Raw genomic sequence first — 25327 nt, forward strand, 5'->3', positions numbered from 1 at the left:
CCCGGCGCACCCGCCCCGCGCACCCCCGGCCTTGCGCCCGTGCCCGGCGGCCCTCCTACCGCGATGAACCCCTTCGAAACCCCCACCCATTTCCCCTTCGTGATCGCCACCCGCGAAAGCCGCCTGGCCCTGTGGCAGGCCGAGCATGTGCGCGCCCTGCTGCAGGCACGCGGCCACACCGTGACGCTGCTCGGCATGACCACCAAGGGCGACCAGATCCTGGACCGCACGCTCAGCAAGGTGGGCGGCAAGGGCCTGTTCGTGAAGGAACTGGAAGTGGCGCTGGAGGAAGGCCGCGCGCACATCGCCGTGCACTCGCTGAAAGACGTGCCGATGGAGCTGCCCGACGGCTTTCACCTGGCCGCCGTGATGGAGCGCGAGGACCCGCGCGATGCCTTCGTCTCGAACCGCTTCGCGCGCCTGTCCGACCTGCCCCAGGGCGCGGTGGTGGGCACCTCCAGCCTGCGCCGCCAGGTGCTGCTGCAGGCCCTGCGGCCCGACCTGAAGATCGAGCCGCTGCGCGGCAACCTCGACACCCGCCTGCGCAAGCTCGATGAGGGGCTGTATGACGCCATCGTGCTCGCCGCCGCGGGCCTGAAGCGCCTGGGCCTGGACGACCGCATCCGTGCCACGTTCGAGCCCGCCGAGATGCTGCCCGCCGCCGGCCAGGGCGCGCTGGGCCTGGAGGTGCGCAGCCATCGGCAGGACGTGATCGCCGCGCTGGCGCCCCTGGCCCACCTGCCCAGCTGGCTGGGCGTGACGGCCGAGCGCGCCGTGAGCCGCGCCATGGGCGGCAGCTGCTCCATGCCGCTGGCCGCGCACTCGCACTGGCGGGCAGACGGCACGCTGCAGCTCGATGCCGCCTGGGGCGACCCGCACGGCGTGCTGCCGCTGGTGCGCGCCACCGTCTCCGGTGCGGTGCAGACGCTGGCGCAGGCCGATGCGCTGGGCAGCGACGCCGCGGCGCAGCTGTGCGCGCAGGGCGCGCAGCCCGCGGGCTGAGCCTCACGCCCGCCAGCCCCTGGTGCCGCCCTTGAGCCTCGCCGCCCGCACGCCCCCCGCCCGCCGCGCCATCGTCACGCGGCCCGAGCGCGATGCCGCGCAATGGGTCGTGGCCCTGCACGCGCGCGGCATCGAGGCCACGGCCCTGCCCCTGATCGCCATCGCCGGCTGCAGCCACCCCGACGCGGTCGCCGCGCTGCGCCGGGCGCGCGAGGGCTTTGGCGACTACCGCGCGGTGATGTTCGTGAGCGCCAATGCGGTGCGCTATTTCTTCGAGTCCAATCGGCCTCCAGCGCATGATCCACTAGGGCATACCGCTATAAAAACAAGAGCATGGTCCCCCGGCCCCGGCACCGCCCAGGCGCTGCGGGACAGCGGCATGCCCGCCGCGCGGATCGACCAGCCCGCGGCCACGGCCGGGCAGTTCGACTCCGAATCGCTGTGGGAGCGCGTGCAGCCGCAGGTGCAGCCCGGCGACCGCATCCTGATCGTGCGCGGCGCGCAGGGCGAGGCCGACGGCCCGTCGGACGCCGCCCAGGGCGGCACCGGGCGCGAATGGCTGGCGCAGCAGATCGCCGCGGCCGGCGGGCAGGTGGAGTTCGTCGCCGCCTACGAGCGCGCCGCGCCGCAGCTCACGCCCGCGCAGCAGGCCCTGGCCACGCAGGCCGCCACGGACGGCTCGCTCTGGCTGTTCAGCAGCTCCGAGGCCATCGCCCATCTCGCCGCCGCGCTGCCCGGCCAGGACTGGCGCGAGGCCCGTGCGCTGGTCACCCACCCCCGCATCGCGCAGGCCGCCGACGCCCTGGGCTTCGGGGCCGTGCGCCAGTGCCGGCCCGCCCTGGACGACGTGGTCGCCTCGATAGAATCGCACCCATGAGTTTTGAGCCCGCTTCCGCCCCCGCCGCCCCACCGCTGGCCGCCCCGCCCTCCGGTGCGGCCGTGCCCGCAGCGCCCGCGAAAGGCGCCAGCGGCAACCGCTACGCGCTCTGGGCCCTGGGGTTCGTGGCCGCGGCCGGCCTGCTGGGCAGCGTGTTGCTGTGGCAGCGCCTGAACACCATCCAGGAGCAGCTGGCGCGACAGACCGCCGACTCCGGCACCCAGGCCATCGAAGCCCGCACCCTCGCCCACCAGGCACTGGACGTTTCGCGCGAAACCGCCGCACGGCTCACCGTGAACGAAACCCGCGTGAGCGAAGTGGCCCTGCAGCGCGCCCAGCTCGAAGAATTGATGCAGAGCCTGTCGCGCTCGCGCGACGAGAACCTGGTGGTGGACATCGAATCCGGCATCCGCCTGGCCCAGCAACAGGCCCAGTTGACCGGCAGCCTGGAGCCGCTGGTGGCCGCCCTCAAGAGCGCCAACCAGCGCATCGAACGCGCCGCCCAGCCTCGCCTCGCGCCCCTGTCGCGCGCCATCGGCCGCGACCTGGAGCGCATCGGCGCCGCCCAGGTGACCGACACCGCCGGCCTGCTCGCGCGGCTCGACGATCTGGTGCGGCAAGTGGACGAGCTGCCCCTGCAGAACGCCGTCGCCCAGGCCGCGGCCACGCGCCGCATGAATGCCCAGGTGTCCGCGGGCGACGCCGCCGCGTCGCCCGCCGCACCCAGCCCCTGGTGGCAGTCCGCGCTGCAGCGCGCGTGGGAGGTCGTGCGCGACGAGGCCCGCGGCCTGCTGCGCGTGAGCCGCATCGACCGGCCCGAGGCCATTTTGGTGTCGCCCGACCAGGCATTCTTCCTGCGCGAGAACCTGAAGCTCAAGCTCATGAACGCCCGCCTGGGCGTGCTGGCCCGCCAGCTCGACTCGGCCCGCGCCGACCTGGCCGCCGCCAGCGCCGCGCTCAACCGCTACTTCGACCCCGCGTCGCGCCGCACGCAGATGGCCGCCACGGTGCTGCAGCAGGCCCAGTCGCACATCCGCACGGCCGAGCTGCCGCCGCTGGACGAAACCCTGTCCGCCCTGGCCACGGCCGCGGCGGGCCGCTGAGCCGCCGGAAGACCGCCCACCCATGCGCGCCGCACTCTGGTTTCTGGCACTTTTTGGCGTGGCCGTCGCGGCCGCGCTGTTCGCGGGCAACAACCAGGGCACGGTGACCCTGTTCTGGCCGCCCTACCGCGTCGATCTGTCGCTCAACCTCGTCCTGCTGCTGCTGGTCGGTGGCTTCGCCACGCTGTATGCGGCGCTGCGCGCCCTGGCCGCGCTGCTGGAGCTGCCCCGCCAGGCGCGGCGCTGGCGCGCCCAGCAAAAGGAGCGCTCCATGCACGCGGCGCTGCTCGATGCGCTGTCGCAGCTGCTGGCCGGGCGCTTCATCCGCTCGCGCAAGGCCGCGACCGCCGCCCTCGCGCAGGAAAGCGCGCTGGAGGCCTCGGGCGAGGCCGTGCCGCATGGCCGCCAGCTACGCACGCTGGCCCATCTGGTGGCCGCCGAAAGCTCGCACGCCCTGCAGGACCGCGCCACGCGCGAGGCGCATTTGCAGAACGCGCTCAACAACATTCCCGACCGCGCGCCGGTCACCGAACTGGAGCTGCGCGAAGGCGCGCACCTGCGCGCGGCCCGCTGGTCGCTGGACGAGCGCGATGCCAACGCCGCGCTCGAACGCCTGGCCGCCCTGCCCCAGGGCGCGGCCCGGCGCACGCTGGCGCTGCGCGCGCGCCTGAAGGCCACGCGCCTGGCCCATCAAACGCAGGAAGCCCTGGAGACCGCGCGGCTGCTGGGCAAGCACCGGGCGTTTTCGCCCGCCGCGGCGCAGAGCATCGTGCGCGGCTTGGCCATGGAGCTGCTGAACGGCGCGCATGACCCGGCCCAGCTGCAACAGGTCTGGATGTCGCTGGAGCCCGCTGAACGCGCCATGCCCGAACTGGCCATCCATGCGGCGCAGCGCCTGAGCACCCTGGGCGGCGACGCCGGCCAGGTGCGCCAGTGGCTGCTGCCCGTGTGGGAACGCATGGTGGAACTGCCGCACGCCATTCCCGACCACCAGGCGCTCAAGCTGGTGCGCGCCCTGGAAAACAACCTGGACGCGCTCGACGCCGCCTGGCTCGCCCGCATCGAATCGGCCCAGCAGGCCAACCCCCGCGATGCGCGCCTGCAGTACCTGGCCGCCATGGCCTGCCTGCGGCGCCAGCTGTGGGGCAAGGCGCAGCAACTGTTCACCCAGTCCACGGGGCAATTGGGCGATGCCAGCCTGCGCTGCAGCGCGTGGCGCCACCTGGCCGAACTGGCCGAGCAGCGCGGCGACGCCACGGCGGCGGCCGCGGCCTGGAAGAACGCGGTCCTGGCGTCCTGACACAAGGCCCGGCCCAGGCGCCGTGCCGGGGCCTGCGCCCAGCGCCCTCTCTGCGGCCGCTGAAGGCCGCGCTCCGCTCTTGGCCGTGGGCCGCGTTACGCCAGCGCGACCGCCGGCGCCGCATCCAGATTCCAGCCGCCCTCCTCCCACGCCCACACCACCTGCGGCGCAATCGCCTGCAGAAAGTGCCGGTCGTGCGACACCACCAGCAGCGCGCCGGTGAACGACGCCAGCGCGGACTGCAGCGCCGCCACGGCCCGCGCATCGAGGTGGTTCGTGGGCTCGTCCAGCAGCAGCATCTGCGCCGGATCGCCGCTCCACAGCGCGCAGGCCAGCGCGGCCTTGATGCGCTCCCCGCCGCTCAAGGTGCCCGCCGGCCGCTGCACGCAGGCGGCGTCCAGCCCCAGCTGCGCGAGCCGGGTGCGCAGCGCGGAGGGCGGCAAAGGCGAGCCGGTCTGCGCCAGCCGCTCCAGCACGCTCAGCCCCGGCGGCAGCAGCGCCGCGCTGTGCTGGTCGAGCCAGGCCGTGCGCACCATGCACTGCACCCGGCCCGAGGCGGGCGGCAGCTGCCCCGCCACCATGCGCAGCAGCGTGGTCTTGCCGCAGCCGTTCGGGCCGGTGACGGCGATGCGCACCGGCCCGCTCCACACCCCGTCGAGCGCTGGGGGCGGGCTACTGCGCCGTGGCGACCACGGCAGGGGTGGCACGGCGCGCTCCAGCCGCAGCACCGGCTTGGCCAGCGGAATGGCGCTGTCCGGCAACGGCATTGCCAGGGCCCCAGCGGGCGCCACCCGGCCGGCGGCCTCGCGCACGGCGGCATCCAGCCGCTCGCCCGCCTCTTCGCGGCGCACATGCTCCCGGCCCGCGAAGGCCTCTGCACGGTTTTTTTGAAGGCCCAGCAGCAGGGGCGACTGGTTCGCGTCTTGCCCTGCCGCGCGGCCCCGGGCGGCGCGCCGCATCTGCGCGTCGTGCTGCCGCCGCAAATCGCGTTGCGCGGCATCGCGTTCGGCGCGCGCATGGTGCAGCGCGGCCTGGGCCGCCTGGGCCTCGGCATCGCGCTGCGCCGCATAGATATCCCACGCACCGCCGTAGTGGCGCAGGCCTTGCGGGGTGAGCTCGGCGATGCGGTCCACCGCCTCCAGCAGCGCGCGGTCGTGCGTGGCCACCAGCACCGCGCCCCGCCAGTCCGCCAGGGCCGACAGCAGCCAGCGCCGGGCGGGCGCATCGAGGTGGTTGGTGGGCTCGTCCAGCAGCAGCACGTCGGCACCCGAAAGAAAAGCGCCCGCCAGCGCCACGCGGGCCCGCTCGCCACCGCTCAGGCAGGCCGCTTCGCGATCCGGGGACAGGTGGCCCAGCCCCACGCCGTCGAGCGCGCGCCGCCAGCGGGCCGCGCAGTCCCACTGCCCGTCCGCGAGCAGCAGGTCGGCTTCATCGCCCTGCCCGGCCTCCAGCCGGGCCAGCGCCCCCAGCACGGTGTCGATGCCCGCCAGCGCCGCCACGGTGGCGCCCGCGCGGTGCTGGTCCACCGCATGCAGGCGGCCCGGCCGCTCCACCGTGCCCGAGGCCGGCGCCAGCGTGCCGGCCGCCATGGCGAGCAGCACGCTCTTGCCCACGCCGTTGTCGCCCACCAGGCCGGTGATGCCGGGGGCGAGGTGGAGTGTGGGCGGCTCGGCCCAGAGCGCCTCGCCATCGGGCCGCCGCCATTGCACCCGGGCCAGGCGCAGCAGCGCGCCCTCCCGCGCCGGCGCGCAAGCCGCCAGGGGAGAAGACGTGGAAGAAGAGGAAAGGGAAACGGATGCGGTGCGCGCTGCACCGCGGTGCGGACGGGCGTCCGCGTTGAATGTCGCCATGGTCAAGCTCCAAGCCATCGAATCGGCCGCCTCCCCGGATCGTTGGGGGGAAAGCGGAACGGACGGAGGGGGCTTACAGGCGCATGGGTGAAGAACCTCGGTGGCGGCGATCGGAGCGATCGAAGGGCCGGACTATACGGCCGCAGGACCGGCAACGCAAATTCACTTAGGTGAAATGGATTACGGATAGTACAATTTTCAGATCCACCCGACGGAGACCGCCATGAACGCCGTGCCAAGACCGAAACCCGACCTGTCCACCCTGCCCCCGCCCGCCGCCGTGCAGCAGCTGCACCACTACGCCTACAAGGCGCGCGACGCCGAGGAAACGCGGCAGTTCTACGAAGACATCCTGGGCCTGCCGCTCTACCACATCATCCAGAGCGACTACGTGCCCAGCACGGGCGAGTACTGCCCCTACACGCACTTCTTCTTCCGGCTGAAGGACGGTTCGTTCATCGCCTTCTTCGACCTGGGCGACGACGTGAAGGCCGAGCCTTCGCCCAACACCCCACTGTGGGTCAACCACATCGCGTTCCGCGTGGACACGGTGCAGGAGCTGGAGAACACCAAGGCCCGCCTGGAGGCGCATGGCGTGGAAGTGCTCGGCGTGACCGATCACCACATCTTCAAGAGCATCTACTTCTTCGATCCCAACGGCATTCGCCTGGAGCTGTCGGCGCAATTGGCCGATGCGCAGCAGATGGAAAAAGACAGCACGGTGGCCCACCAGCGCCTGAACGAGTGGACCGCGCGCAAGGAGCAGTGGCGCAAGGAGCGTGCCGAGGGCAAGAGCGCCGCGCCGCTCAAGCCCGCACAGAACGACCGGCCGGAGTACGCCAAGGCCTGACCGGCCCGCATCGCTGCGCCTCGGCCTGGGCATCGGCCTGGGGCCGGGGCCGGCCGCTCAATCGTCCAGCGTTTCGCGCCCGCGCATGACCTGGTGGCGCTCCCAGTAGTGCTCCAGCGTCGCCTTGAAGCGCTGCTTGTCCTTCTTGAGGCCCGGCAGCTTGAGCTTCGTGCTCTTGGCGCGCAGCAGGCTTTTTTCCGGGTGCGTGATGGTGAGCGAATCGCCCAGGATGCTGTCCTTGAAGGCCATGGCCTTCACCGCGTCCCAGGGCACCGTGGTGCCATCGGCGGATGTGGTGATGCCTTCGTGGCTCACCTGCACCGTGTGGCCGCCCTTCAGCGCGAACTGGCGCGCCGGAAAGTACTTGAGCACCACCGCCAGTTCCTCGGCATTGGCCGGCTCGTAGCGGTAGGCCAGGCTGCGCTCGTGGCCCTGTGCGAAGGCCTGCTCGTAGTCGCTCCACAGGCGCTGTTCGATGGCGTCTGCCGTGAGGATGTCCTGCGCCCAGGTGCGCTCGGGCGGCCGCACCACGATGGCGCCGTAGTCCGATTCGGGCAGCACCCAGCCCACGTTGCGGATGCGTTCGGGCATCAGCGGGTGGGTGTCGAACGGATGGGGCACGTTGGCCGTTTGCATCGCGGTGCGGAACTCCGCCGACTGCGCATAGGGCGGCAGCCCGCTCGAGATGAAGTGCGCGATGCCCAGATCGCCCGCCAGCTGCTCTTCCTTGTCGAACAGGTCGCTCTCGATCTTGTGGCGGTACCTGGCATAGGCCGCGATCTTGACCAGCGACTGCCCGATGGCCTGGGGCGACACCAACTGCGCGGCGATGCGGTCGGCCTGGAACTCGCGCGCCCGGCTGTCGCGTGCCAGGGCCCACTCGAAGATCAGGCGGTACAGGCTCAGCAGCGGGGACACCACCGCCGTCAGGCCGGAGGTGCGCATGGCATGGTGGTACTGGTCGTACTGCACCAGTTTCGGCCCCAGGCGCGCGCTGCTTTCGGTGTCGCCCCCGCCCAGGTGGGCCAGCTCGTGGGCGAACACCGCGTCGGCCTCGGATTGGTCGAGCAGGCGCAGCAGCGGAATGCTGACGAACAGCGTGCGCCCGGTGAGCACCTGCCCCGCCACGTGGATGGGCGCTTCGGTCACGAAGAAATTGGCGTCGATGCCGGCCACGATGTGCTGCGGCGGCGCGGTCTGCAGCCGCGTGGCCATGTGGCGGATGCGCTGCCACAGCAGCGGCGCGTCGGCCTCCTGCACCAGCTCGCCCTCAACCTCGCTGTGGCGGTTCACCCGCTTGAAGATGCCCACCACCGCCAGCACCACGGCCACCGCCACGCCGATCGCCACCGCCATGATGAGCTTGGGCGAATAGCGGTGCCAGAAATACGCCGTCACCCAGAAAGACAGCCAGGCCACCATCGCGCCCTGCACCACCACCTCCAGCGCGCTCGCGGCGGTCATCAGGCGCCAGCCGGCCACGAAGCTCGCGTGCTGCAGCCGGCGGTTGACGAAGGCCAGCGCCCCGAGCGCCAGCGCGGCCACCAGCACCAGCGCGCCGGCCACCAACGTCCACAGCGCCACGGAGCGCGCCACGAAGAACTGCCAGTTGTTGGAATACGGCGGGCACATGGCCTCGCGGTATTCCTGGGCATCGGGCGTGCGGTCGGTGCAGATCGTGGAGGGTGGATGCGCCCGGTAGTAGTCCTTCTGTTCCTGTCGGTCCGCCGGGGACAGGTCCGTGGCGGCGTCGATGCGCAATTCGATGGCGGCGAGGAACCTGGCGTCCAGGTCGCGCTGCACATGGTTCGCGAAGAACAGGGTGACCAGCGGCACCGCGAACAGCGACAGCACCGACCAGAGAAAGGCTTTGCCGAGACCGGCGCGCAGCGAGGGATGAAGGGCCATGGGTGCGGATTTGTTGGAATGGGAATGGGACCTTGGCGGCACGGCACGGAGCCGGCCACCCCTGGCGGGTGCGCCCGATGGCTCCGAGGCCGACGATTATCGGCAGCCATCTTGCTCACATCCCCTTGCAGCCTTCGGCAAAAGGTAACAAAGCGATAGCAGATCCGGCCTGCCCGCCGGGCCCAGCGCCCGCGGAGCGCCGGTGCCGCTGCCTTAAAATGCCCGGTCCCTTCCTGACCCGAAGCCCAGGCAGCCGCCTGCCCGTTGGCCTCTTCTTGCACCCACCAGACCCCATGAGCTCGCCCCTGAACCAACCCGGCCTTGAAAGCCTGTCCAAATCCTTCGAGCCCGCTGCCATCGAGGCCCATTGGGGCCCCGAGTGGGAACGCCGGGGCTATGGCGATGCGGGCTACCGTGGCTCGCGCCAGGCCCAGGCGGGCGAGCCCGCCTTCTCCATCCAGCTGCCACCGCCCAACGTGACGGGCACGCTGCACATGGGCCATGCGTTCAACCAGACCATCATGGACAGCCTCACGCGCTACCACCGCATGAAGGGCTTCAACACGGCGTGGATTCCGGGCACCGACCACGCGGGCATCGCCACGCAGATCGTGGTGGAGCGCCAGTTGCAGGAGCAGGGCATCAGCCGCCACGACATGGGCCCGACACCGCCCGAGGCGCGCAAGAACTTCGTCGCCAAGGTCTGGGAGTGGAAGGAACACAGCGGCAACACCATCACCACGCAGATGCGCCGCATGGGCGACAGCGTGGACTGGAGCCGCGAATACTTCACCATGGACGACAAGCTCTCCAAGGTGGTCACCGACACCTTCGTGCGCCTGTACCAGCAGGGCCTGATCTACCGCGGCAAGCGCCTGGTGAACTGGGACCCGAAACTGCAGTCCGCCGTGTCCGACCTCGAAGTGGAGAACGAAGAGAAGGACGGTTCGCTCTGGCACATCGCCTACCCGCTGACCGACGGCAGCGGCAGCCTCACGGTGGCCACCACCCGCCCCGAGACCATGCTGGGCGACGTGGCGCTGATGGTGCACCCCGAGGACGAGCGCTACACCGCGCTCATCGGCAAGACGGTGACGCTGCCGCTGGTGGGCCGCGAGATCCCCATCATTGCCGATGCCTACGTGGACAAGGAATTCGGCACCGGCGTGGTCAAGGTCACGCCCGCGCACGACCCCAACGACTACCAGGTCGGCCAGCGCCACAACCTGCCGATGATCATCGTGCTGACCCTGCAGGCCACCATCAACGAGAACGCGCCAGCCAAGTACCAGGGCCTGGACCGCTTCGTGGCCCGCAAGGCCATCGTGGCCGACCTGGAGGCCGCGGGCGCCCTGGTCGAGACCAAGAAGCACAAGCTGATGGTGCCCATCTGCACCCGCACGGGCCAAGTGGTCGAACCCATGCTGACGGACCAATGGTTCGTGGCCATGGGCAAAGTGAGCGAACAAGACCCGACCGGCAAGAGCATCGCGCAGAAGGCCATCGACGCCGTGGCCTCGGGCGAGGTGCAGTTCGTGCCCGAGAACTGGGTCAACACCTACAACCAGTGGATGAACAACATCCAGGACTGGTGCATCAGCCGCCAGCTGTGGTGGGGCCACCAGATCCCGGCGTGGTACGACGAAGCGGGCAACGTGTACGTGGCGCGCGACGAGGCCGAGGCGCAGGCCCAGGCCGGTGCGGGCAAGGTGCTCACGCGCGACGAGGACGTGCTGGACACGTGGTATTCCGCCGCGCTCGTGCCCTTCTCCTCGCTCGGCTGGCCCGAAGCCCTTGACGATCAGAACGCCACCAAGGACTACGACCTCTACCTGCCCTCCTCCGTGCTGGTGACGGGCTACGACATCATCTTCTTCTGGGTCGCCCGGATGATCATGATGACCACGCACTTCACCGGCCGCGTGCCGTTCAAGCACGTGTACATCCACGGCCTGGTGCGCGATGCGCAGGGCAAGAAGATGAGCAAGTCCGAGGGCAACGTGCTCGACCCGGTGGACCTGATCGACGGCATCGCGCTCGACCCCCTGCTGGAAAAGCGCTCCACCGGCCTGCGCCGCCCCGAGACCGCGCCCCAGGTGCGCAAGAACACGCAAAAGGAGTTCCCCGAGGGCATTCCCGCCTACGGCGCCGATGCGCTGCGCTTCACCTTCGCGGCGCTCGCCAGCCTCGGCCGCAGCATCAACTTCGACAGCAAGCGCTGCGAGGGCTACCGCAACTTCTGCAACAAGCTCTGGAACGCCAGCCGCTTCGTGCTGATGAACTGCGAAGGCCAGGACTGCGGCCTGCAGGAGCACACCCCGGCCGATTGCGAAGGCGGCGGCTATCTGGCCTTCAGCCAGCCCGACCGCTGGATCGTCTCGCTGCTGCAGCAGGTCGAGGCCGAGGTGGCCAAGGGCTTTGCCGAGTTCCGCCTGGACAACGTGGCCAACACGATCTACGACTTCGTCTGGAACGAGTTCTGCGACTGGTACCTGGAAATCGCCAAGGTGCAGATCCAGACCGGAACGCCGGCCGAGCAGCGCGCCACGCGCCGCACGCTCATCCGCACCCTGGAAACCATCCTGCGCCTGGCGCACCCGCTGATCCCGTTCATCACCGAAGCCCTGTGGCAGAAGGTCGCGCCCGTGGCCGGCCGCGCGGGTGAATCGGTCAGCATTGCCGCCTACCCCCAAGCGCAGCTGGAGAAGGTCGACGAAGCCGCCATCGCCCACGTGGCGCGCCTGAAGGCCTTCGTGGACGCCTGCCGCACGCTGCGCGGCGAGATGAACGTCTCGCCCGCCACGCGCCTGCCGCTCTACGCGGTGGGCGATGCGGCCTTCATGCGCTCGGCCGCTCCCGCGCTGCAGGCCCTGGCCAAGCTCAGCGAGGTGCAGGTGTTCGAAGACGATGCCGCCTGGGCCGCTGCCGCGCAGGCCGCGCCCGTGGCCGTGGTGGGCGACGTCCGCCTGTGCCTGCACATGGAGATCGACGTGGCGGCCGAAAAGGCCCGCCTGTCCAAGGAGATCGCCCGCATCGACGGCGAGATCACCAAGGCGCAGGCCAAGCTGTCCAACGAGGCCTTCGTGGCCAAGGCACCGCCCGCCGTGATCGACCAGGAGAAAAAGCGCGTGGCCGATTTCGGCGCCACGCTGGCCCGCCTGCGCGACCAGCTGGCCCGGCTGGCTTGATAGCGCGGGCTTCGCCCCCACGTTCACCCTTTACGACACCGACTGACCGACCCCAAGAAGGACCATCGATGACCGACAACACTTCCGCGATCCGCAAAGCCGTGTTCCCCGTGGCAGGCCTGGGCACCCGCTTCCTGCCCGCCACCAAGGCATCCCCCAAGGAAATGCTCCCCGTGGTGGACAAGCCCCTGATCCAGTACGCGGTCGAGGAAGCCTATTCCGCCGGCATCCGCCACATGATCTTCGTGACCGGCCGCAGCAAGCGCGCCATCGAAGACCATTACGACACCGCCTACGAGCTGGAAAACGAACTCGAAGCCGCCGGCAAGAACGACCTGCTGCAGCTGGTGCGCTCGGTCGCCCCCAGCGACATGGACTGCGCCTTCGTGCGCCAGCCCCGCTCGCTGGGCCTGGGCCACGCCGTGCTGTGCGCCGAGCCGCTGGTCGGCCGCGAGCCCTTCGCCGTGCTGCTGGCCGATGACCTGATGGTCGGCCTGCCCGGCGGCCAGCCCGTGCTGGCGCAGATGGCCACCGCGTTCCGCAAGCAGGGCCGCTCGCTGCTGGCCGTGCAGGAAGTGCCCGCCGACCAGGTGCGCCGCTACGGCATCGTGGCCGGCGAGCCCGCCGGCGGCCCGCTGATCCGCATCGACCGCATCGTGGAAAAGCCCGCACCGGAAGACGCCCCCTCGCGCATGGGCGTGGCCGGCCGCTACATCCTCACGCCCGGCGTGTTCGACGAGATCCGCAACCAGCCCCAGGGCGTGGGCGGCGAGATTCAGCTGACCGATGCCATCGCCCGCCTCATGGCGCGCGAGGCCGTGTACGCCTTCCGCTACGAAGGCAAGCGCTACGACTGCGGCAGCAAGGAAGGCTTTCTGGAAGCGACGGTGGAACTGGCGCTGCAGCACCCTCAGGTGGGTGCCGCCTTCCGCGAATACCTCAAGACCGTGGAGATCTGAAACAGGCGCGGGGCCCGGTGCGGCCCTGCTCTGAGGGCACTGCGAACGCAAATTGGCCCGGTCACCGCTGCGTCGCCGCGGTGCCGGGCCGTATCAGCGCCTGAGACGGAAAGGCCGCCCTGCTGGCGCTCAGCGCCGGCGCAGCAGGTGGATGAATTCGTCGCCCACGGTCTGCTGCTCGACCAGCTCGTTGCCCGTCTGCTTGGCGAACGCCTGGAAGTCGCGCAGCGAACCGTTGTCGGTGGAGACCACCTTGAGCAACTGGCCGCTCACCATGTCGGCCAGGGCCTTCTTGGCCTTGAGAATGGGCAGCGGGCAATTGAGACCGCGGGTGTCGATTTCCTTGTGGATGTCCATCACATGCTTCCTGGGCGAATGAGCCCCATTCTAAGCAGCGGAAGGGGCTGCGCCGCTGTGGAACAGATCCACGAATTCGGGTTCGATGCCTTGGGTTCGCAGCCAATCCGCCAGCGCGTAGCCGGTGCCGGCCGGCCAGCACTTCACGGCCTCCGGCGCCAGCAGGCGGTAGTCCACCAGTTCGGGCGACAGCCGCACCTCGCCGTGCGCCACCGCGTGGTAGGCGATGATGACCTGGTTCATGCGCTGGAAGTCGTACACGCCGATGAGCGCCAGCGCGCTCACATCGAGGTTCGTCTCTTCCTTGATCTCGCGCGTGATGCCCTCCTGGGGTGTCTCGCCCGCCTCCATGAAGCCCGTGATCAGCGCGTACTGCTTGCCCGCCCAGGCCGCATTGCGCGCCAGCAGCACCTGCCCGTCGCGCACCACCACCGCCGCCAGCACGGGCGTGGGGTTGTTCCAGTGCGTCCAGCCGCAGGCCGGACAGCGCAGGCGCTCCACATCGCCGCCATCCTCGGCCACCGTGATGCGCGCCAGGGGCGTGGCGCAGTGGGTGCAGAAACGGGTTTCGTACATAGGCGCTACATTTTCAATAGCAGATAAGGCAATGGATACCCCGGCATGCGGCCTTTTTGAGCCTGAAAGCCGGTGCGGCGCCCCATCCAGGGCATCCCAGCGGCCGGCTCACGCCGGGAACACGCCCGTGGACAGGTAGCGGTCGCCCCGGTCGCAGACCACGAAGACGATGGTCGCATTCGATTCGCGCCGCGCGATCTCCTGTGCGGCCCAGCAGGCGCCCGCCGCCGAGATGCCGGCAAAGATGCCCTCTTCGCGCGCCATGCGCCGGCACATGTCCTCGGCGTCGTCCTGGCCCACGTTGATCGTCTCGTCCACCGCGCTCGGGTCGTAGATCTTGGGCAGGTATTCCTGCGGCCATTTGCGGATGCCGGGGATGCGCGAGCCATCCTTGGGCTGCGCGCCGATGATCTGGATGGCGGGATTCTTTTCCTTCAGGAAACGCGACACGCCCGTGATGGTGCCCGTGGTGCCCATGGCGCTCACGAAGTGGGTGATGCGCCCTTCGGTCTGCTCCCACAGCTCCGGGCCTGTGGTCTCGTAATGGATGCGCGGGTTGTCGGGGTTGGCGAACTGGTCGAGCACCACGCCCTTGCCCTGCTTGACCATGGTCTCGGCCAGATCGCGGGCGTATTCCATGCCGCCGCTCTTGGGGGTGAGGATCAGTTCCGCACCGAACGCCTTCATGGTCTGCGCGCGCTCCACCGACAGATCCTCCGGCATCACCAGCACCATGCGGTAGCCCTTGATGGCCGCGGCCATGGCCAGCGCGATGCCGGTGTTGCCCGAGGTGGCTTCGATCAGCGTGTCGCCCGGCTGGATGTCTCCGCGCTCCTGCGCCCGGCGGATCATCGACAGCGCAGGCCGGTCCTTGACCGACCCGGCCGGATTGTTGCCCTCCAGCTTGCCCAGCACCACGGTGCCGCGCTCTGCGTTCTCTTGCGCGCCGATGCGCTGCAGCGCGACCAAGGGGGTGTGTCCAATCGCGTCTTCGATGGTGGGATAGGTCTTCATAGCGCGCTACTGTGCCATAATTCGCGGCTTCGATCTTCGCGTCGCCCGGGTGGTGGAATTGGTAGACGCAGGGGACTCAAAATCCCCCGCCGCAAGGCGTGCCGGTTCGATTCCGGCCCCGGGCACCATTTACTAGTCCGGAAGAGTCCAAACTCTTCCGGACTTTTTTATTTCCGCTTTCAAATCAACAGCTTAGCCGTCCATACCAGTCCACACAAGTCCACCCCCATCCGGACCAATCTGGGGGCACATTTGGGGGCACTTTTACCAAAAGTGGGGGCACATTCCCTACGCTATGAGCGGGTTGGCGGTAGTGCCCCAATCGCGGGACTTTTAGACGCAGGACGGCCAGCAAGACAGCTCGACTTATCCCCTGAAACATTTGGGTTTTTCGCATTCTTCCAACACGCTGATTCGCAGGTGTTGCCGCCGCCGCCCTTGCTCTCAAACCGCCAGCATTGCCACATGGCGGCATCTGTTCTGTTCTTGCTAGTGGCGTGCACGTTAGCCGTGCTGATGCTGGGACTTGTGTGGTCGTGGATTGGTCTCTTGCTGGCTCCCATCAGCCAGGCGCTACCTTCGCCGGACGCCACGTGCGCAAACGACGACTCAACGCGGAGCCGTTGAGGTGGGCAGCAATAGAAACGTCCCGTCATCAGGCACAACAACCCGGGGCGCCGTGTCAGAAATCTGCAGTCCGTTGATGGTTCGGAGCGACAGCAGCCATCGCGCGCCCCAGCGCAGTTGCACCTCTGCAGTCACGTAATTCGCTGCCTCCGAGCATTGAGGCACCGGCCCAGCGTCGTTGTGAGTCCGCGTGCGCTCAGTGACTGCCATTAAGCGATCACAAGTTGCGCGGTTGACGCTCAGCGTAGTGACACCTGGCAGCTTCAACCCTATCTGCATGGCGATCACCGTCGGCACATACCACCATTTAGTCATCAACACGAACAGAACCGCGACGACGGCAGCACACAATGGCCACACGATGGTCATTCGCTTCCGCCTGGTTGCGGCCCACACGTTGATACGGAAGATCAGCAGGAGCACGGCGCCGCCAGCGGCGAGTCGCCAGCCGGTGTCGAATTGCGGCTGTCCTACGCCGGAGGCCTGGACGAGTATCAGGACACCTAAAACTGCGCTCAGGCCCCCCCCCACAGGCGCGAAGAACGCGAGAAACATATTCGGCAGGTTTCGTCGCGGCGACTCCTTTGCTAGACACAAGACCGTCAGGCCTGCGAAGACGCCGGAACCGATGGCAAGCCAGAACTGAATGGATTTTTCTGGCCATGCCACTGCTGCAAGCAGAAGGGCTCCAGCAGCTTGCCCAGCAAACAGTGCAGGAATTGGCGGGTTGTCGACCTCGTAAGCGTGAACTGCTGCTGCGGGGCCAAACATCACCAATGTGGTCAGTATCCAGAGCACCAATAGCCAGGCCGACGCCATGCCCGCATAGCCGACTAGGGCCAGCAAGTCATGTGGCACGTAATCGATGGATGCGACGTACATGTGCAGCAAGACCCATCCGGCCGCCACAGCAATGGTTGCTGCCAGCTTGAACGGAAACTGCTTGAAAACATCGGCAAAACGCCTGTCCAGCGCAGACCCATTCGCGTAAGCGACTGGTGCAGTGATGTTGGCCAGTTCGCGGCCTGTGATCATGAGCTTCCCTCTCTAATTCTGTTGTTTGCTGTCTCGCTGGACTTCCCCGGACGTCTGCGGCCGGGTTTGCACTTGTGTACGGCTCCTGCACAAGTGCATTCGCTTGGCGCGGCGCCGTCCGCACAAGACCATACAGGCATGCAAACGTCCATAGCAATCCACCCTGTTCTGCAGCCGTCCGGCCCCGTGTCCGCTGCGGCCCCTCAACAACGCGTTGAGCGCCTTTTGCGTCTCCAAGATGTGCGCCTGATGACCGGCCTTGGCAAAAGCAGCATCTACGCTGCCATTCAAGCCGGCAAGTTCCCGTCGCCCGTGAACCTCACGCACCACGCCGTAGCCTAGCGTGAGTCCGAGGTTGCACACTGGATCGCCCAGCGCCCCAAGGCTTCGGCGCTGGCCACCGCGACGCCTACAGCACCCGCCCTTGCGACCGCCACAGCTCCGAAGCCCCCCAGTCCTGCCCGCAGCAAGAAAGCCCTGCCCGCCAATTCACTTGCACCCAGCGCAACCGCCATCCCACGCGCCACTGCCAACAAGCCCGCCATGCGCCGCATGGTCAAGACCTCGCCTAAGACCACCACAGCCACGACTTTCCGCAAGCCTCCAGCGAAGGCGGCTCAAAGCACGGCATGAGCGCGCCCATGAAGCTGCGCTGCCCCCACTGCAAGCCCTGGGCGCATGTGCGCAGCAGCACCCAGATCACGCCCCTGCTGCGCGAGAAATACCTCGTCTGCACTAACGCAGCCTGCGGCCATGCGTTCGAGGTGTCGGGGCGTGACGTGATGGCTAAGGCATCCATTGCAGCCGAGCGCTACGCCGACAGCTACGACACTGCCTTTGCGGCCTATGCCCTCCTGGAGGCATACAAGGCGCTGCGGGATTTCGCCGAGCCCATGGCCAGGGCGCTGGCACTGATCGGCCGCACGCGCCGCGACGGCAGCATCGCCGACCTTTCAGCCGATCCGATTGCCCATCGACGTGGGTTCGTGTGGGACGCACTGCAAAACCTCGCCGATGGTCTGCCAGAGGCGACAGAAACTGTCCAAGTGGAGGAGTTGGGCACTCTGGCACTGCGGCCGTTTGCGGGGCGCAAGTTTTTGTCGCCGGCAGTGCAGCATCAAGAACGGGTTATGCGGGAGCGGGTGGTGCGGCATAGCGCCTCCTGACCATGTGCGGTGCATAAATCACACTGTGAACGGCTTCGGCAGAAGTTTTGAAGCCGTATCAGGCGCCCAGCTTGCTTGCCTCCAATTAGCTTGACGGCCGATTCCATCGGCTTCAACATACATCAGCATCTACAAGTCTCTAGTGTGAGCGCTGCGGTAATTGGAAGCGTACATCAAAGAATTTAATGTACGCAGAGCATTGTAAGTATATTTGCAAATAGGTGCAGGGCGTTGTATTTTAATAGGTATTTTGTGATAACAGCCAACTTATTCATAGACTGGGATTCAGCGGCGAGAATATCGAAAATTCGGCTCACCAAAGAAATGCCGCAGACCGCGAGATATAGCGCCACTCAACAAGCGTACAGCGATCTGCAGCAAAGAATTATTGGAAAGCTTTCTGAACTAAACTCAAACACGCCTTTGAAAATCCTTAACAGCAGAATTTATCATGGGTGGCACAGAGGGAAAGAGCCCACTCCAGACAGACTTGCCTGGGATAATCTTCGCCGCAATTTAAAAACACTATCCCAAGGCCGAATATCATATTTGCCAGACGTAAATTTCGGCAATGAACTTATCTGCAACGGCCAAAGAAGTATTTTATACGACACACTGCGTCCAGATAGACGAGACACAAGCCATACGACTCAAAAAATGGTCGATACCGCTCTTGTCTCAGACCTACTCTGCTTTTGCAGAAGTGAAAGCAGCAACTTTAAGAGAGGCAAAAAACCGTCTTCGCTCGCCATCGTTGTTGGAGATGACGACGATCTTTTACCTGGCGCTTTTGTTGCAGAGGCATGGGGAATGCCAATATATGTATTCAGAATAAATCGAGATATTGAAAACAAGAACATCTCAACCTCTGGAATCATTTACAAATTATAAAATGAATATTAATCAAATAATTTCCGACATTAAGCTTTTTTGCGATCCCTTCACCGATATCGTACAACAACCAGTAAAAGGCAAGAAGCGGTTGACGATAACAAGGAACGGCAGAGATCTGACATTTGATATCGATTTGAGCACCGGGGTAGTATCTGGAAAAAACAGATCTATTGAATTCAAGAACATCAGAAGTTTACTTGCATCTCCGGATTTTGCAGATATCCGACGTTATGCAGAAACACAGCAGCGCTCGTTTAAATCAATAAAGGAAATTTCCATACTGGAATCGCAAATTGAATATTCAAAAAAGACAATTGCGGCCGGAGATTTAATAAGCTGCATTACTCCAACGGAAGGAAAATCCAATCTCATACTGTTGGATGGCCCGGCGGGCATAGGCAAAACTTTTCAGATCACTGAATTGGCAAAAGCACAGTCCGGGAAATACCTAACTGACAATATAAGCCCTCCCATTCTTCATATTTCAAGCAGTGGTCGAAGGCTGTCTAATTTCAAAGACGTTTTAGCTGCAACCACGCAAGACATGGGGGCATCGTTCGGCGGCCTGCAAGTGCCTATGCTTGTTCGGCATGGATTGCTCATCGCTGCAATAGACGGCTTTGATGAGCTTGTTGATGCCGACGGGTATGAAGATTCTTGGCGTGCCTTGAAAGAATTCATTGAAGACGTTGGGGCGTCCGGCACAATTATTCTCGCAGCACGAGACACCTTTCTAGACGAGCAAGAGTTTCTCCAACGAATCAACAGTGAGGGAGACCTCGATGTCTCACTCAGTCTGGCGCATATCAAACTTGCCTCTCCTGTTACAGCCTTCAATTATTTAACAGACACAAAAACAGCAGAGGAGGACCTTGATGATTTATCCAAAGAAATATTTTCCAGCAGCAGTTATGCACTGAGACCTTTCTTCCTGAGGGTTCTGAAAGAGGCCGGTGGGTGGAAAAAAGTGCAGACAGAAGGACTACGCGCATTTCTCGTAAAAAATTTAATTGACAGAGAAGCAAAAATTCTCAGCCGTACACTAGCCTCCTTAAACACCGAATCCGCTATTCCAGCATTAACCAGTCTTTTTGAAGAGGTGGCCTTAGAGATGGCAGTTCGTGAGAACAATCTCATAGAAAATGAACACCTTACTTTTCTTGCGGATTATTGCTTTAGCGGATTATTAGAAGAATCGGACAAGCGAAAAATAATGCACAAGGCAGGAAGCATCTCGCTTCTTGAATTATCCAATACTAAAAATAAGAGGCAATTCCCTCACACTGAAGTTCAGTTCTTTTTCCTCGGAAAATCGCTGATTAATCAGCTCGCGAACCGCTCGGTACCAAATATTCTGCGACGGACAATATTGGGCGCCGAACATTTAGACGTTTTCGCGGAGGTCATTGCTACAAATGAACCTACAGCGGCGAAAGCGATGCAATTCCTACAGGGAGTTATGGACGGAGACAGCTCGCACGACAGACTCGCGACAAACGGAGGCGCCTTAATTCTTCTGAGCTTTTCTTCAGGGCTCATAGAGCGCGTGGACTATGTCACTGCGAATGATGCAACTTTTTCAGGCGGGTCTCCCATTGGCACTCTTCACGATGTTGAAGTCAGCAGACTTGATGCATGCGGATGCAATTTGTCGAAAGTTTCTTTCGAAGAGGTAAAAATCGGGGTATTAGTCGTTGATGAATTCACCAAATTTGGAGATAACCTACCAGCAATTGGCGCACTCGAAATTAGGGGCGATCTACCCAGGGTCGAAAGAGATCCCAACAACATTACTAAATTTATTGAAGAGCATACAACTGAAGCCAACCATCAAGACTTGATTAATCATCCAATGGTGCAGTTACTAGGGAAAATTGCAAGAAGATCTATCAGATATTGTTATCTTCGAGATGGTGGCGACGACGACGAAGGCACTTACATGCTTCGGGACCCTCGCTGGACGACGGTTAAGAGGGTGCTGGATTCTTATAAAAGGGTTGAAATAAAAAAAGGAAAATCGATGCACGGCAGGCCTGCTGCTTTAGTCCGCATTAAAAAGCCCGTCGAATTGCTTGACTTATACAACGAGGAAACTCAGTTAATCATGAAGGAATTAGCCAAATAAATTGTGGCGCACAGCCCGCATGCTTGAATCAAACTTTCCTTCACGGTTTACCCGCCGGAAGTCTTGGAAGAGTTCTAGTAACGTAACGGGCCCTTCTCAGCGTGACTTTGTGAATCACAAAATCCAGCAAATCACGGCACACTCAAGACATTGAAAGCGCAGCGAAGGCCGCGCAGGCTCATGATCTGCACATGGTAGGAGCGCCGGCAAAAACGTGAGGCTTATAAAGCATGCCGGTTCGGGGGAACTGGCGCGCTGGTATCTCGTTCGCCTTTGCATCTGCCAGGCTTCGCAGGACAGCGCAGGTCTATCAATCGGGCAGGCTAGGAGGGTTTCCGGATCGCGCTGCAGGTACATGCGGCTTTAGACAAGGATCCGGGCGTCACGCAGCCAGGTAGCCCCCACCTTTATCGTTTCCCACTACCCTAGCAACCCACAGTTCAAGGACGTGGCCTATATTTAGCGGGTGGAATTCTCACGGCAGCGTATTTAGCCACCTTTAGCGCGTATGTATATTTCAACTGGCCAACACTTCACCTTCTGCCTGCGAACGAGATTGGAGACTTTTTAGCTGGCGCCTTTTCTCCGTTGGCATTCGCTTGGCTTGTGTTCGGATTTATTCAGCAAGGAGTTGAGCTACGGCAGAACAGCGCCGCGCTCCTTCTTCAAGCGGAAGAGCTCAGAAGCGCGGCAAACACGCAGGAGACATGGTGGCGCTCCAACGGAAAGAATTTGAGCTTCGGATTGAAGAGCTTGAAAAGGCTAGAGAGAAGGATCAGCTGGCGGCAGCTGCAGCCTCAAAGAGACTTGAGGCAGACGCCCGCAGAAGAGAGGCGCAAGCTTTAGAAAGGATGCAACCACGTTTTCGATTCGGATTACTTCACAGGAACCGTGAGCGCAAGCAGATTGCAGCGGGTGAACTGTCGAACGGGGCAGTTGGTTGTACCAACGTCAGAATTGAGATGACACCCCTTGAAGGCGTCTTAAAACTCGCCGGCCCGACAAATTTCGACACCTTCGACTCTGAACTTTCAGTGGAAATAAAGATGCTGAGCAACAGCAGCGAACATACTCACCCGCTCGCTATTCATTACACGGACGCGTTAGGCAACGAGCGTCATCAGAACTTCATCGTCTCATCTAAAAGCAACTATCTGCAGATTACAGAGCAGAAGGCAACAGAATAATAGTGACTCATCTTGACTCGCATGCCCCAAGATGGTCAGCCCACCACTGCATCAGCTTCGTGCGGTCAGCCATGTACGTAGTGCGGTGGTACGCCGCGCGGATCTCGTTTTGCTCGCGGTGCGCGAGCTGTCGCTCAATGACATCGGGGTTCCAGCCGTGTTCGTTGGCCACGGTCGAGAACAGCGCCCGAAAGCCGTGGGCGGTGGCGATGGACTTGTAGCCCATGCGCGCCAAGGCTGAGTTGAATGTGTTCTCGCTCAGTGGCTTGCTAGGGCAATAGGGGCAGGGGAACACCAGCTCGCGGCCGCCGCTAATGCCGTCCATCCTGTCCAGCACTTCGAGCGCCTGGCGCGAGAGGGGCACACGGTGTTCCTCTCGCATCTTCATGCGTTCGGCTGGGATGGTCCAAAGCGCCGCTGCGCGGTCTATCTCTGCCCATCGGGCGCCGCGCACTTCACCGGGCGGGCAGGCGGTGAGCATCAACATCCGCAGGCCCAGCACGATGCTGGTCGATCCGTCGTAGTTGGCCAGTCGTCGCATGAACTCAGATAGCTCTTTCTCTGCCAAAGCTGCGCGGTGCTGAACTGTGCGCGGCTTCAGGATTTCAGACGGCACCAGGTCGAGCATGGGGTTGGACTCAATGCGCTCATGCGTCACGGCCCAGCGGTATATGGCTTTGACTCGCTGCAGCACCTGCCCGGCCTGGTCGGCCGCGCCGCGTGTTTCCACTGCCTTCACAGCTTCCATCACATCACGTGCTTTGAGCGTGGACATGGACCTTGAGCCCAGCGTGGGAAAGATGTCGTTTTCGAGTGATGCCCGGATGCGGCCCATGGTGATGGGTTCCCAGCGTGCGGACTGGTGGGCAAGCCAATCCAGCGCCACCGTCTCAAAGGTGTTGCGGTTTTCATGGATCACCCTCGCCTTCTGCTCCTTGCGGGCTTCGCCAGGGTCCTGCTGGTCCTGCTGGTCCTGCAGCAGCTTGCGGGCTCGGCCCGCTGCCTCGCGGGCAGTCTTGAGGCTCACGTCGGGGTAGACGCCGAAGGCTTCATGCGCCAGTAGCGGCCGCCGGCCTTGGTGACTTCTAGATAGAGACCCAGGCCGTCGGAGTGTTTGCCTGGTTCTGAGAGGGTGCGGAGCTTCGTGTCGGTCAGTTTCAAGGGGCACCAAAAATGGCTGGGGGCACATTCTGCCAGCGCGCGTCAGAAAGCTAGGCTTTATGCGGGTTTGCGCGGCGACTTCGAGAGTGGCCCCGACCATGGCTTTCTTGCCATGAATGCACAGCAACTTGTTCCTCGCTGCATCTTGCACACTCTGAATGAATGGCCCGCCTTCGCGGGCTTTTTGCTTTCAGCAGCCCGGTGCTCTCGACAGTGCAAAGCCATGCACGGTGCTCCTATCCCCGACTCAAAACAAAAAGCCCCGATGCGTCGCCGCATTAGGGCTTTTCAAGCGCAGAGGCGAAACGCCTCATGCAGGCATTACTTCACGGCATCCTTGATGTTCTCTTTGGCATCGCCGTAGTTCTTCTGGGTGGTGCCCTCGACCTGCTTGGCAACGCCCTTGGCTTGCTGCTCGGGGCTGTTGATCAGCTCGCCGGTCTTTTGTTGAACCTTGCCTGCCACGTCCTTCAATGCGCCCTTGACTTGATCGGTGTTCATGGTGATTCCTTTCGGTGAGGTAAGTGCAAAACAAAATGGCTTTGCATGACCTGAAGGCTAAGACCCGATCCGCAGGGCCCGCGCGGGCGGAAGCCATCCGTTGGCGTCAGCAGCTGCCTACACAAGAAAAAACCCGCAGCGCGGGTAGCGTGCGGGTCGGCAAATTTCGAAAGCAGTTTTTAATTGAAACTGGATTGCGGCACTGATTGTTTGATGCAGTACCGGGCTCAAGCGGCTGAAAGGCTCACTTGGTCCACTTGCGTTGCACCTTGGGTTTGACCCGGATGTCCACGGCCTTGCGCACTTCGGGGCGGCCGGTTTCCGCATTGGTGTCCACCACGTCTTCGAGGGCGATCTTCTCCACCTCGGAGTCCGTCTGCTCTTCCAGCTTTTCCAGCACGGCACCCACACGCTTTTCCGCGTCGGACACCTCCCGCTCGGTACCTCCGCGATTCATCGGAGGCTCCCTGCAGCATGGCCGCTCACGTACTGCACATGCGGTGGTTCATCCGCCTGTTCGGGCGGGGGCGCGGGCACATCGGGCTCGACGGGCAGGTCGGCCTTGCCTGGGGCGGGAGGATGGGAGGCCATGGAGGATGGAAAAGTGGGTGGCGGCGGGATGGAAGGCGGTACGGGGTGCCGGGTGCCGGGTGCCGGGTGCCGGGTGCCGGGTGCCGGGTGCCGGCGTCGGGATGCGGACCGAGATGCTCTGTTTCCTGCAGCTCAGAGACCGCTCATGACCGAAGCGGCCAGATAGGCGATTCCAAGGCTGGAAAACAGCATGAATCCGGCGAGGACAGTCAGAGTTTCTTTCATATGTTCAATCCTTCAATAGGAACAGACCATCGGAAGCAAGCTATGACTGGCATCCACGACGCTGGGGGCACAAAAAGGGTGAGAAGAATCTCCTCGTGTCAGCGGTTGGATGGGGTGCGTCCGCTGCCGGACTGCTTGCCACCGCCGGAATCCTTGTTCACCGTGGCCCAGGCCCGGCGCTCGGCCTCTGGCTTGCTGAGACCCTGGTGTTCATAACTGTCTTCGATGTGTTCGGCTTGGCGTTTTTGCTTGTCTGTGTACGCCGACTTGTCACCTCTTGGCATGGCTGCTCCTCGGATGGGTTTGTCGTGCCGCTTGGGGTTCAACACGCCGTGAAGCAGCACAGGCGATACCTTAAAACCGCCTCCCGCGGGTCGTCTGTAGGACGAAGGCGGTTGCAGCGGGGTCTCGGGACCCGGCCTCCCATCAAAAAACCCGGCGGCCCCTCCATGGCTGGAGGGGCGGCGCCGGGTGCGGACACCGGCATGGGGCCGGGTCGGGTCGTTGGGGCGAGGGCTGGCGGTCAGCTTTCCTGGCGGCGGATCAGCTGGCGGCCCGCGTCAGTGATGGCCAGATCGCCGGCCGGATTCTTGGCCACGTAGCCGCGTTCGTAGAGCCGTCCCGACAGGTGGTGCGTGAGCGCCTCGGGCACGCTGATGGCACGGCCCAGCTCCAGTTGCTTGAGCGCTTCGAGCTCATCCACCGTGGGGTCGAAATGCGGTGCGTGATAAACGGTTCCCATGAAGCTTTCTCCTTGTTGGTTGCACAGACGCTGCAGTCCTCGGGCCCATGGCCTTGCGCTTGAGCTGCAGCTGACCCAAAGGGTAGCCT

Annotated in this window: 25 protein-coding genes and 1 tRNA gene; 13 read left to right on the forward strand and 13 right to left on the reverse strand. The window is 64.2% G+C overall.

Annotated elements, in window-relative coordinates:
- The first annotated feature begins 63 nt into the window (after positions 1-63).
- From hemC to AVME950_RS05020, 4 genes are read left to right on the forward strand one after another with little or no spacing between them, the layout of a single operon-like run.
- Complete coding sequence (gene hemC / locus AVME950_RS05005; protein WP_284429575.1) at positions 64-1002, forward strand: hydroxymethylbilane synthase; 939 nt, start codon at positions 64-66, stop codon at positions 1000-1002.
- 31 nt (positions 1003-1033) lie between these two features.
- Positions 1034-1879 (forward strand): uroporphyrinogen-III synthase, encoded by an 846-nt coding sequence (locus tag AVME950_RS05010; RefSeq protein WP_284408494.1) that lies wholly within the window; start codon positions 1034-1036, stop codon positions 1877-1879.
- Positions 1876-2982, forward strand: coding sequence for a uroporphyrinogen-III C-methyltransferase (locus AVME950_RS05015; RefSeq protein WP_284428970.1), 1107 nt, complete (start codon positions 1876-1878; stop codon positions 2980-2982). Before AVME950_RS05010 ends, AVME950_RS05015 begins: the two co-directional genes overlap by 4 nt.
- Positions 2983-3004: 22 nt before the next feature.
- Positions 3005-4282, forward strand: coding sequence for a heme biosynthesis protein HemY (locus tag AVME950_RS05020; protein WP_272564402.1), 1278 nt, complete (start codon positions 3005-3007; stop codon positions 4280-4282).
- Positions 4283-4377: 95 nt separating this feature from the next.
- Here AVME950_RS05020 and AVME950_RS05025 read toward each other — a convergent pair whose 3' ends face one another.
- On the reverse strand, positions 4378-6132 hold the full coding sequence (locus tag AVME950_RS05025) for an ABC-F family ATP-binding cassette domain-containing protein (RefSeq protein ID WP_284428971.1): 1755 nt from the start codon (positions 6130-6132) through the stop codon (positions 4378-4380).
- 223 nt (positions 6133-6355) lie between these two features.
- On the opposite strand from AVME950_RS05025, the gene AVME950_RS05030 reads away from it, so the two are divergent.
- The gene (locus AVME950_RS05030) at positions 6356-6982 is read left to right on the forward strand and encodes a VOC family protein (RefSeq protein ID WP_284428972.1); all 627 of its coding nucleotides are present in this window, start codon (positions 6356-6358) and stop codon (positions 6980-6982) included.
- A 57-nt stretch (positions 6983-7039) separates the two neighbouring features.
- On the opposite strand, the gene AVME950_RS05035 is transcribed toward AVME950_RS05030, so the two are convergent.
- Positions 7040-8890, reverse strand: a complete 1851-nt coding sequence (locus AVME950_RS05035; protein WP_284428973.1) for a M48 family metallopeptidase — start codon at positions 8888-8890, stop codon at positions 7040-7042.
- Positions 8891-9183: 293 nt separating this feature from the next.
- Between AVME950_RS05035 and AVME950_RS05040 the strand changes: the two genes are divergently transcribed.
- Together AVME950_RS05040 and galU are read left to right on the forward strand one after the other, a co-directional pair.
- Entirely contained in the window at positions 9184-12078 is a 2895-nt protein-coding gene (locus tag AVME950_RS05040) for a valine--tRNA ligase (RefSeq protein WP_284428974.1), read from the forward strand.
- 68 nt (positions 12079-12146) lie between these two features.
- On the forward strand, positions 12147-13037 hold the full coding sequence (gene galU, locus AVME950_RS05045; protein ID WP_284425092.1) for a UTP--glucose-1-phosphate uridylyltransferase GalU: 891 nt from the start codon (positions 12147-12149) through the stop codon (positions 13035-13037).
- 129 nt (positions 13038-13166) lie between these two features.
- On the opposite strand, the gene AVME950_RS05050 is transcribed toward galU, so the two are convergent.
- The 3 genes from AVME950_RS05050 to cysM form a co-directional block, all read right to left on the reverse strand.
- The gene (locus AVME950_RS05050; protein ID WP_272548545.1) at positions 13167-13394 is read right to left on the reverse strand and encodes a sulfurtransferase TusA family protein; all 228 of its coding nucleotides are present in this window, start codon (positions 13392-13394) and stop codon (positions 13167-13169) included.
- 30 nt (positions 13395-13424) lie between these two features.
- Positions 13425-13970, reverse strand: coding sequence for an NUDIX hydrolase (locus AVME950_RS05055; RefSeq protein ID WP_284405904.1), 546 nt, complete (start codon positions 13968-13970; stop codon positions 13425-13427).
- A 108-nt stretch (positions 13971-14078) separates the two neighbouring features.
- Positions 14079-14984 (reverse strand): cysteine synthase CysM, encoded by a 906-nt coding sequence (gene cysM / locus AVME950_RS05060; protein ID WP_284428975.1) that lies wholly within the window; start codon positions 14982-14984, stop codon positions 14079-14081.
- A 43-nt stretch (positions 14985-15027) separates the two neighbouring features.
- Here cysM and AVME950_RS05065 point away from each other — a divergent pair.
- A tRNA-Leu gene (locus AVME950_RS05065) sits at positions 15028-15112 on the forward strand.
- A gap of 481 nt (positions 15113-15593) precedes the next feature.
- Here AVME950_RS05065 and AVME950_RS05070 read toward each other — a convergent pair.
- Positions 15594-16646, reverse strand: coding sequence for a hypothetical protein (locus AVME950_RS05070; protein ID WP_284428976.1), 1053 nt, complete (start codon positions 16644-16646; stop codon positions 15594-15596).
- Between the two features lie 138 nt (positions 16647-16784).
- Here AVME950_RS05070 and AVME950_RS05075 point away from each other — a divergent pair, with 138 nt between their 5' ends.
- The 5 genes from AVME950_RS05075 to AVME950_RS05095 all read left to right on the forward strand — a co-directional run bounded on the left by AVME950_RS05075 (position 16785) and on the right by AVME950_RS05095 (position 22018).
- A complete protein-coding gene (locus AVME950_RS05075) occupies positions 16785-16988 on the forward strand; it encodes a helix-turn-helix transcriptional regulator (RefSeq protein WP_284428977.1) in 204 nt (67 codons plus the stop codon).
- A 299-nt stretch (positions 16989-17287) separates the two neighbouring features.
- A complete protein-coding gene (locus AVME950_RS05080; protein ID WP_284428978.1) occupies positions 17288-17812 on the forward strand; it encodes an Ogr/Delta-like zinc finger protein in 525 nt (174 codons plus the stop codon).
- 324 nt (positions 17813-18136) lie between these two features.
- A complete protein-coding gene (locus AVME950_RS05085) occupies positions 18137-18703 on the forward strand; it encodes a hypothetical protein (protein ID WP_284428979.1) in 567 nt (188 codons plus the stop codon).
- Position 18704: 1 nt separating this feature from the next.
- A complete protein-coding gene (locus tag AVME950_RS05090) occupies positions 18705-20831 on the forward strand; it encodes an NACHT domain-containing protein (protein ID WP_284428980.1) in 2127 nt (708 codons plus the stop codon).
- 707 nt (positions 20832-21538) lie between these two features.
- The gene (locus AVME950_RS05095) at positions 21539-22018 is read left to right on the forward strand and encodes a hypothetical protein (protein WP_284428981.1); all 480 of its coding nucleotides are present in this window, start codon (positions 21539-21541) and stop codon (positions 22016-22018) included.
- A 7-nt stretch (positions 22019-22025) separates the two neighbouring features.
- On the opposite strand, the gene AVME950_RS05100 is transcribed toward AVME950_RS05095, so the two are convergent.
- From AVME950_RS05100 to AVME950_RS05130, 7 genes are all read right to left on the reverse strand, one after another.
- Positions 22026-23045 (reverse strand): tyrosine-type recombinase/integrase, encoded by a 1020-nt coding sequence (locus tag AVME950_RS05100; protein ID WP_284428982.1) that lies wholly within the window; start codon positions 23043-23045, stop codon positions 22026-22028.
- Positions 23042-23179 (reverse strand): Arm DNA-binding domain-containing protein, encoded by a 138-nt coding sequence (locus tag AVME950_RS05105; RefSeq protein ID WP_284428983.1) that lies wholly within the window; start codon positions 23177-23179, stop codon positions 23042-23044. The genes AVME950_RS05100 and AVME950_RS05105 overlap by 4 nt, the downstream gene beginning before the upstream one ends.
- A gap of 321 nt (positions 23180-23500) precedes the next feature.
- Positions 23501-23680: a CsbD family protein gene (locus AVME950_RS05110; RefSeq protein ID WP_284405902.1), complete on the reverse strand. Its 180-nt coding sequence runs from the start codon at positions 23678-23680 to the stop codon at positions 23501-23503.
- A gap of 244 nt (positions 23681-23924) precedes the next feature.
- Entirely contained in the window at positions 23925-24137 is a 213-nt protein-coding gene (locus tag AVME950_RS05115; protein WP_272564447.1) for a hypothetical protein, read from the reverse strand.
- The gene (locus AVME950_RS05120; protein WP_284428984.1) at positions 24134-24271 is read right to left on the reverse strand and encodes a hypothetical protein; all 138 of its coding nucleotides are present in this window, start codon (positions 24269-24271) and stop codon (positions 24134-24136) included. Before AVME950_RS05120 ends, AVME950_RS05115 begins: the two co-directional genes overlap by 4 nt.
- Before the next feature lie 323 nt (positions 24272-24594).
- Positions 24595-24780: a hypothetical protein gene (locus AVME950_RS05125; RefSeq protein ID WP_284428985.1), complete on the reverse strand. Its 186-nt coding sequence runs from the start codon at positions 24778-24780 to the stop codon at positions 24595-24597.
- Between the two features lie 239 nt (positions 24781-25019).
- A complete protein-coding gene (locus tag AVME950_RS05130) occupies positions 25020-25238 on the reverse strand; it encodes a hypothetical protein (protein WP_272548552.1) in 219 nt (72 codons plus the stop codon).
- Between the last annotated feature and the right edge of the window lie 89 nt (positions 25239-25327).

The organism is Acidovorax sp. SUPP950, from assembly GCF_030158935.1.
Taxonomy (GTDB): domain Bacteria; phylum Pseudomonadota; class Gammaproteobacteria; order Burkholderiales; family Burkholderiaceae_C; genus Paracidovorax.

Bases quoted from the DNA above. Each gene is read 5' to 3' on its own strand.
- AVME950_RS05115 (WP_272564447.1), bottom strand. From the start codon at position 24,137: ATGAATCGCGGAGGTACCGAGCGGGAGGTGTCCGACGCGGAAAAGCGT.
- AVME950_RS05130 (WP_272548552.1), bottom strand. From the start codon at position 25,238: ATGGGAACCGTTTATCACGCACCGCATTTCGACCCCACGGTGGATGAG.
- cysM (WP_284428975.1), bottom strand. From the start codon at position 14,984: ATGAAGACCTATCCCACCATCGAAGACGCGATTGGACACACCCCCTTG.
- AVME950_RS05095 (WP_284428981.1), top strand. From the start codon at position 21,539: ATGGTGGCGCTCCAACGGAAAGAATTTGAGCTTCGGATTGAAGAGCTT.
- AVME950_RS05080 (WP_284428978.1), top strand. From the start codon at position 17,288: ATGAAGCTGCGCTGCCCCCACTGCAAGCCCTGGGCGCATGTGCGCAGC.
- AVME950_RS05015 (WP_284428970.1), top strand. From the start codon at position 1,876: ATGAGTTTTGAGCCCGCTTCCGCCCCCGCCGCCCCACCGCTGGCCGCC.
- AVME950_RS05120 (WP_284428984.1), bottom strand. From the start codon at position 24,271: ATGGCCTCCCATCCTCCCGCCCCAGGCAAGGCCGACCTGCCCGTCGAG.
- AVME950_RS05125 (WP_284428985.1), bottom strand. From the start codon at position 24,780: ATGCCAAGAGGTGACAAGTCGGCGTACACAGACAAGCAAAAACGCCAA.
- AVME950_RS05055 (WP_284405904.1), bottom strand. From the start codon at position 13,970: ATGTACGAAACCCGTTTCTGCACCCACTGCGCCACGCCCCTGGCGCGC.
- AVME950_RS05020 (WP_272564402.1), top strand. From the start codon at position 3,005: ATGCGCGCCGCACTCTGGTTTCTGGCACTTTTTGGCGTGGCCGTCGCG.
- AVME950_RS05040 (WP_284428974.1), top strand. From the start codon at position 9,184: ATGAGCTCGCCCCTGAACCAACCCGGCCTTGAAAGCCTGTCCAAATCC.
- hemC (WP_284429575.1), top strand. From the start codon at position 64: ATGAACCCCTTCGAAACCCCCACCCATTTCCCCTTCGTGATCGCCACC.
- AVME950_RS05050 (WP_272548545.1), bottom strand. From the start codon at position 13,394: ATGGACATCCACAAGGAAATCGACACCCGCGGTCTCAATTGCCCGCTG.
- AVME950_RS05070 (WP_284428976.1), bottom strand. From the start codon at position 16,646: ATGATCACAGGCCGCGAACTGGCCAACATCACTGCACCAGTCGCTTAC.
- galU (WP_284425092.1), top strand. From the start codon at position 12,147: ATGACCGACAACACTTCCGCGATCCGCAAAGCCGTGTTCCCCGTGGCA.
- AVME950_RS05085 (WP_284428979.1), top strand. From the start codon at position 18,137: ATGCCGCAGACCGCGAGATATAGCGCCACTCAACAAGCGTACAGCGAT.
- AVME950_RS05025 (WP_284428971.1), bottom strand. From the start codon at position 6,132: ATGGCGACATTCAACGCGGACGCCCGTCCGCACCGCGGTGCAGCGCGC.
- AVME950_RS05030 (WP_284428972.1), top strand. From the start codon at position 6,356: ATGAACGCCGTGCCAAGACCGAAACCCGACCTGTCCACCCTGCCCCCG.
- AVME950_RS05110 (WP_284405902.1), bottom strand. From the start codon at position 23,680: ATGAACACCGATCAAGTCAAGGGCGCATTGAAGGACGTGGCAGGCAAG.
- AVME950_RS05090 (WP_284428980.1), top strand. From the start codon at position 18,705: ATGAATATTAATCAAATAATTTCCGACATTAAGCTTTTTTGCGATCCC.
- AVME950_RS05035 (WP_284428973.1), bottom strand. From the start codon at position 8,890: ATGGCCCTTCATCCCTCGCTGCGCGCCGGTCTCGGCAAAGCCTTTCTC.
- AVME950_RS05075 (WP_284428977.1), top strand. From the start codon at position 16,785: ATGCAAACGTCCATAGCAATCCACCCTGTTCTGCAGCCGTCCGGCCCC.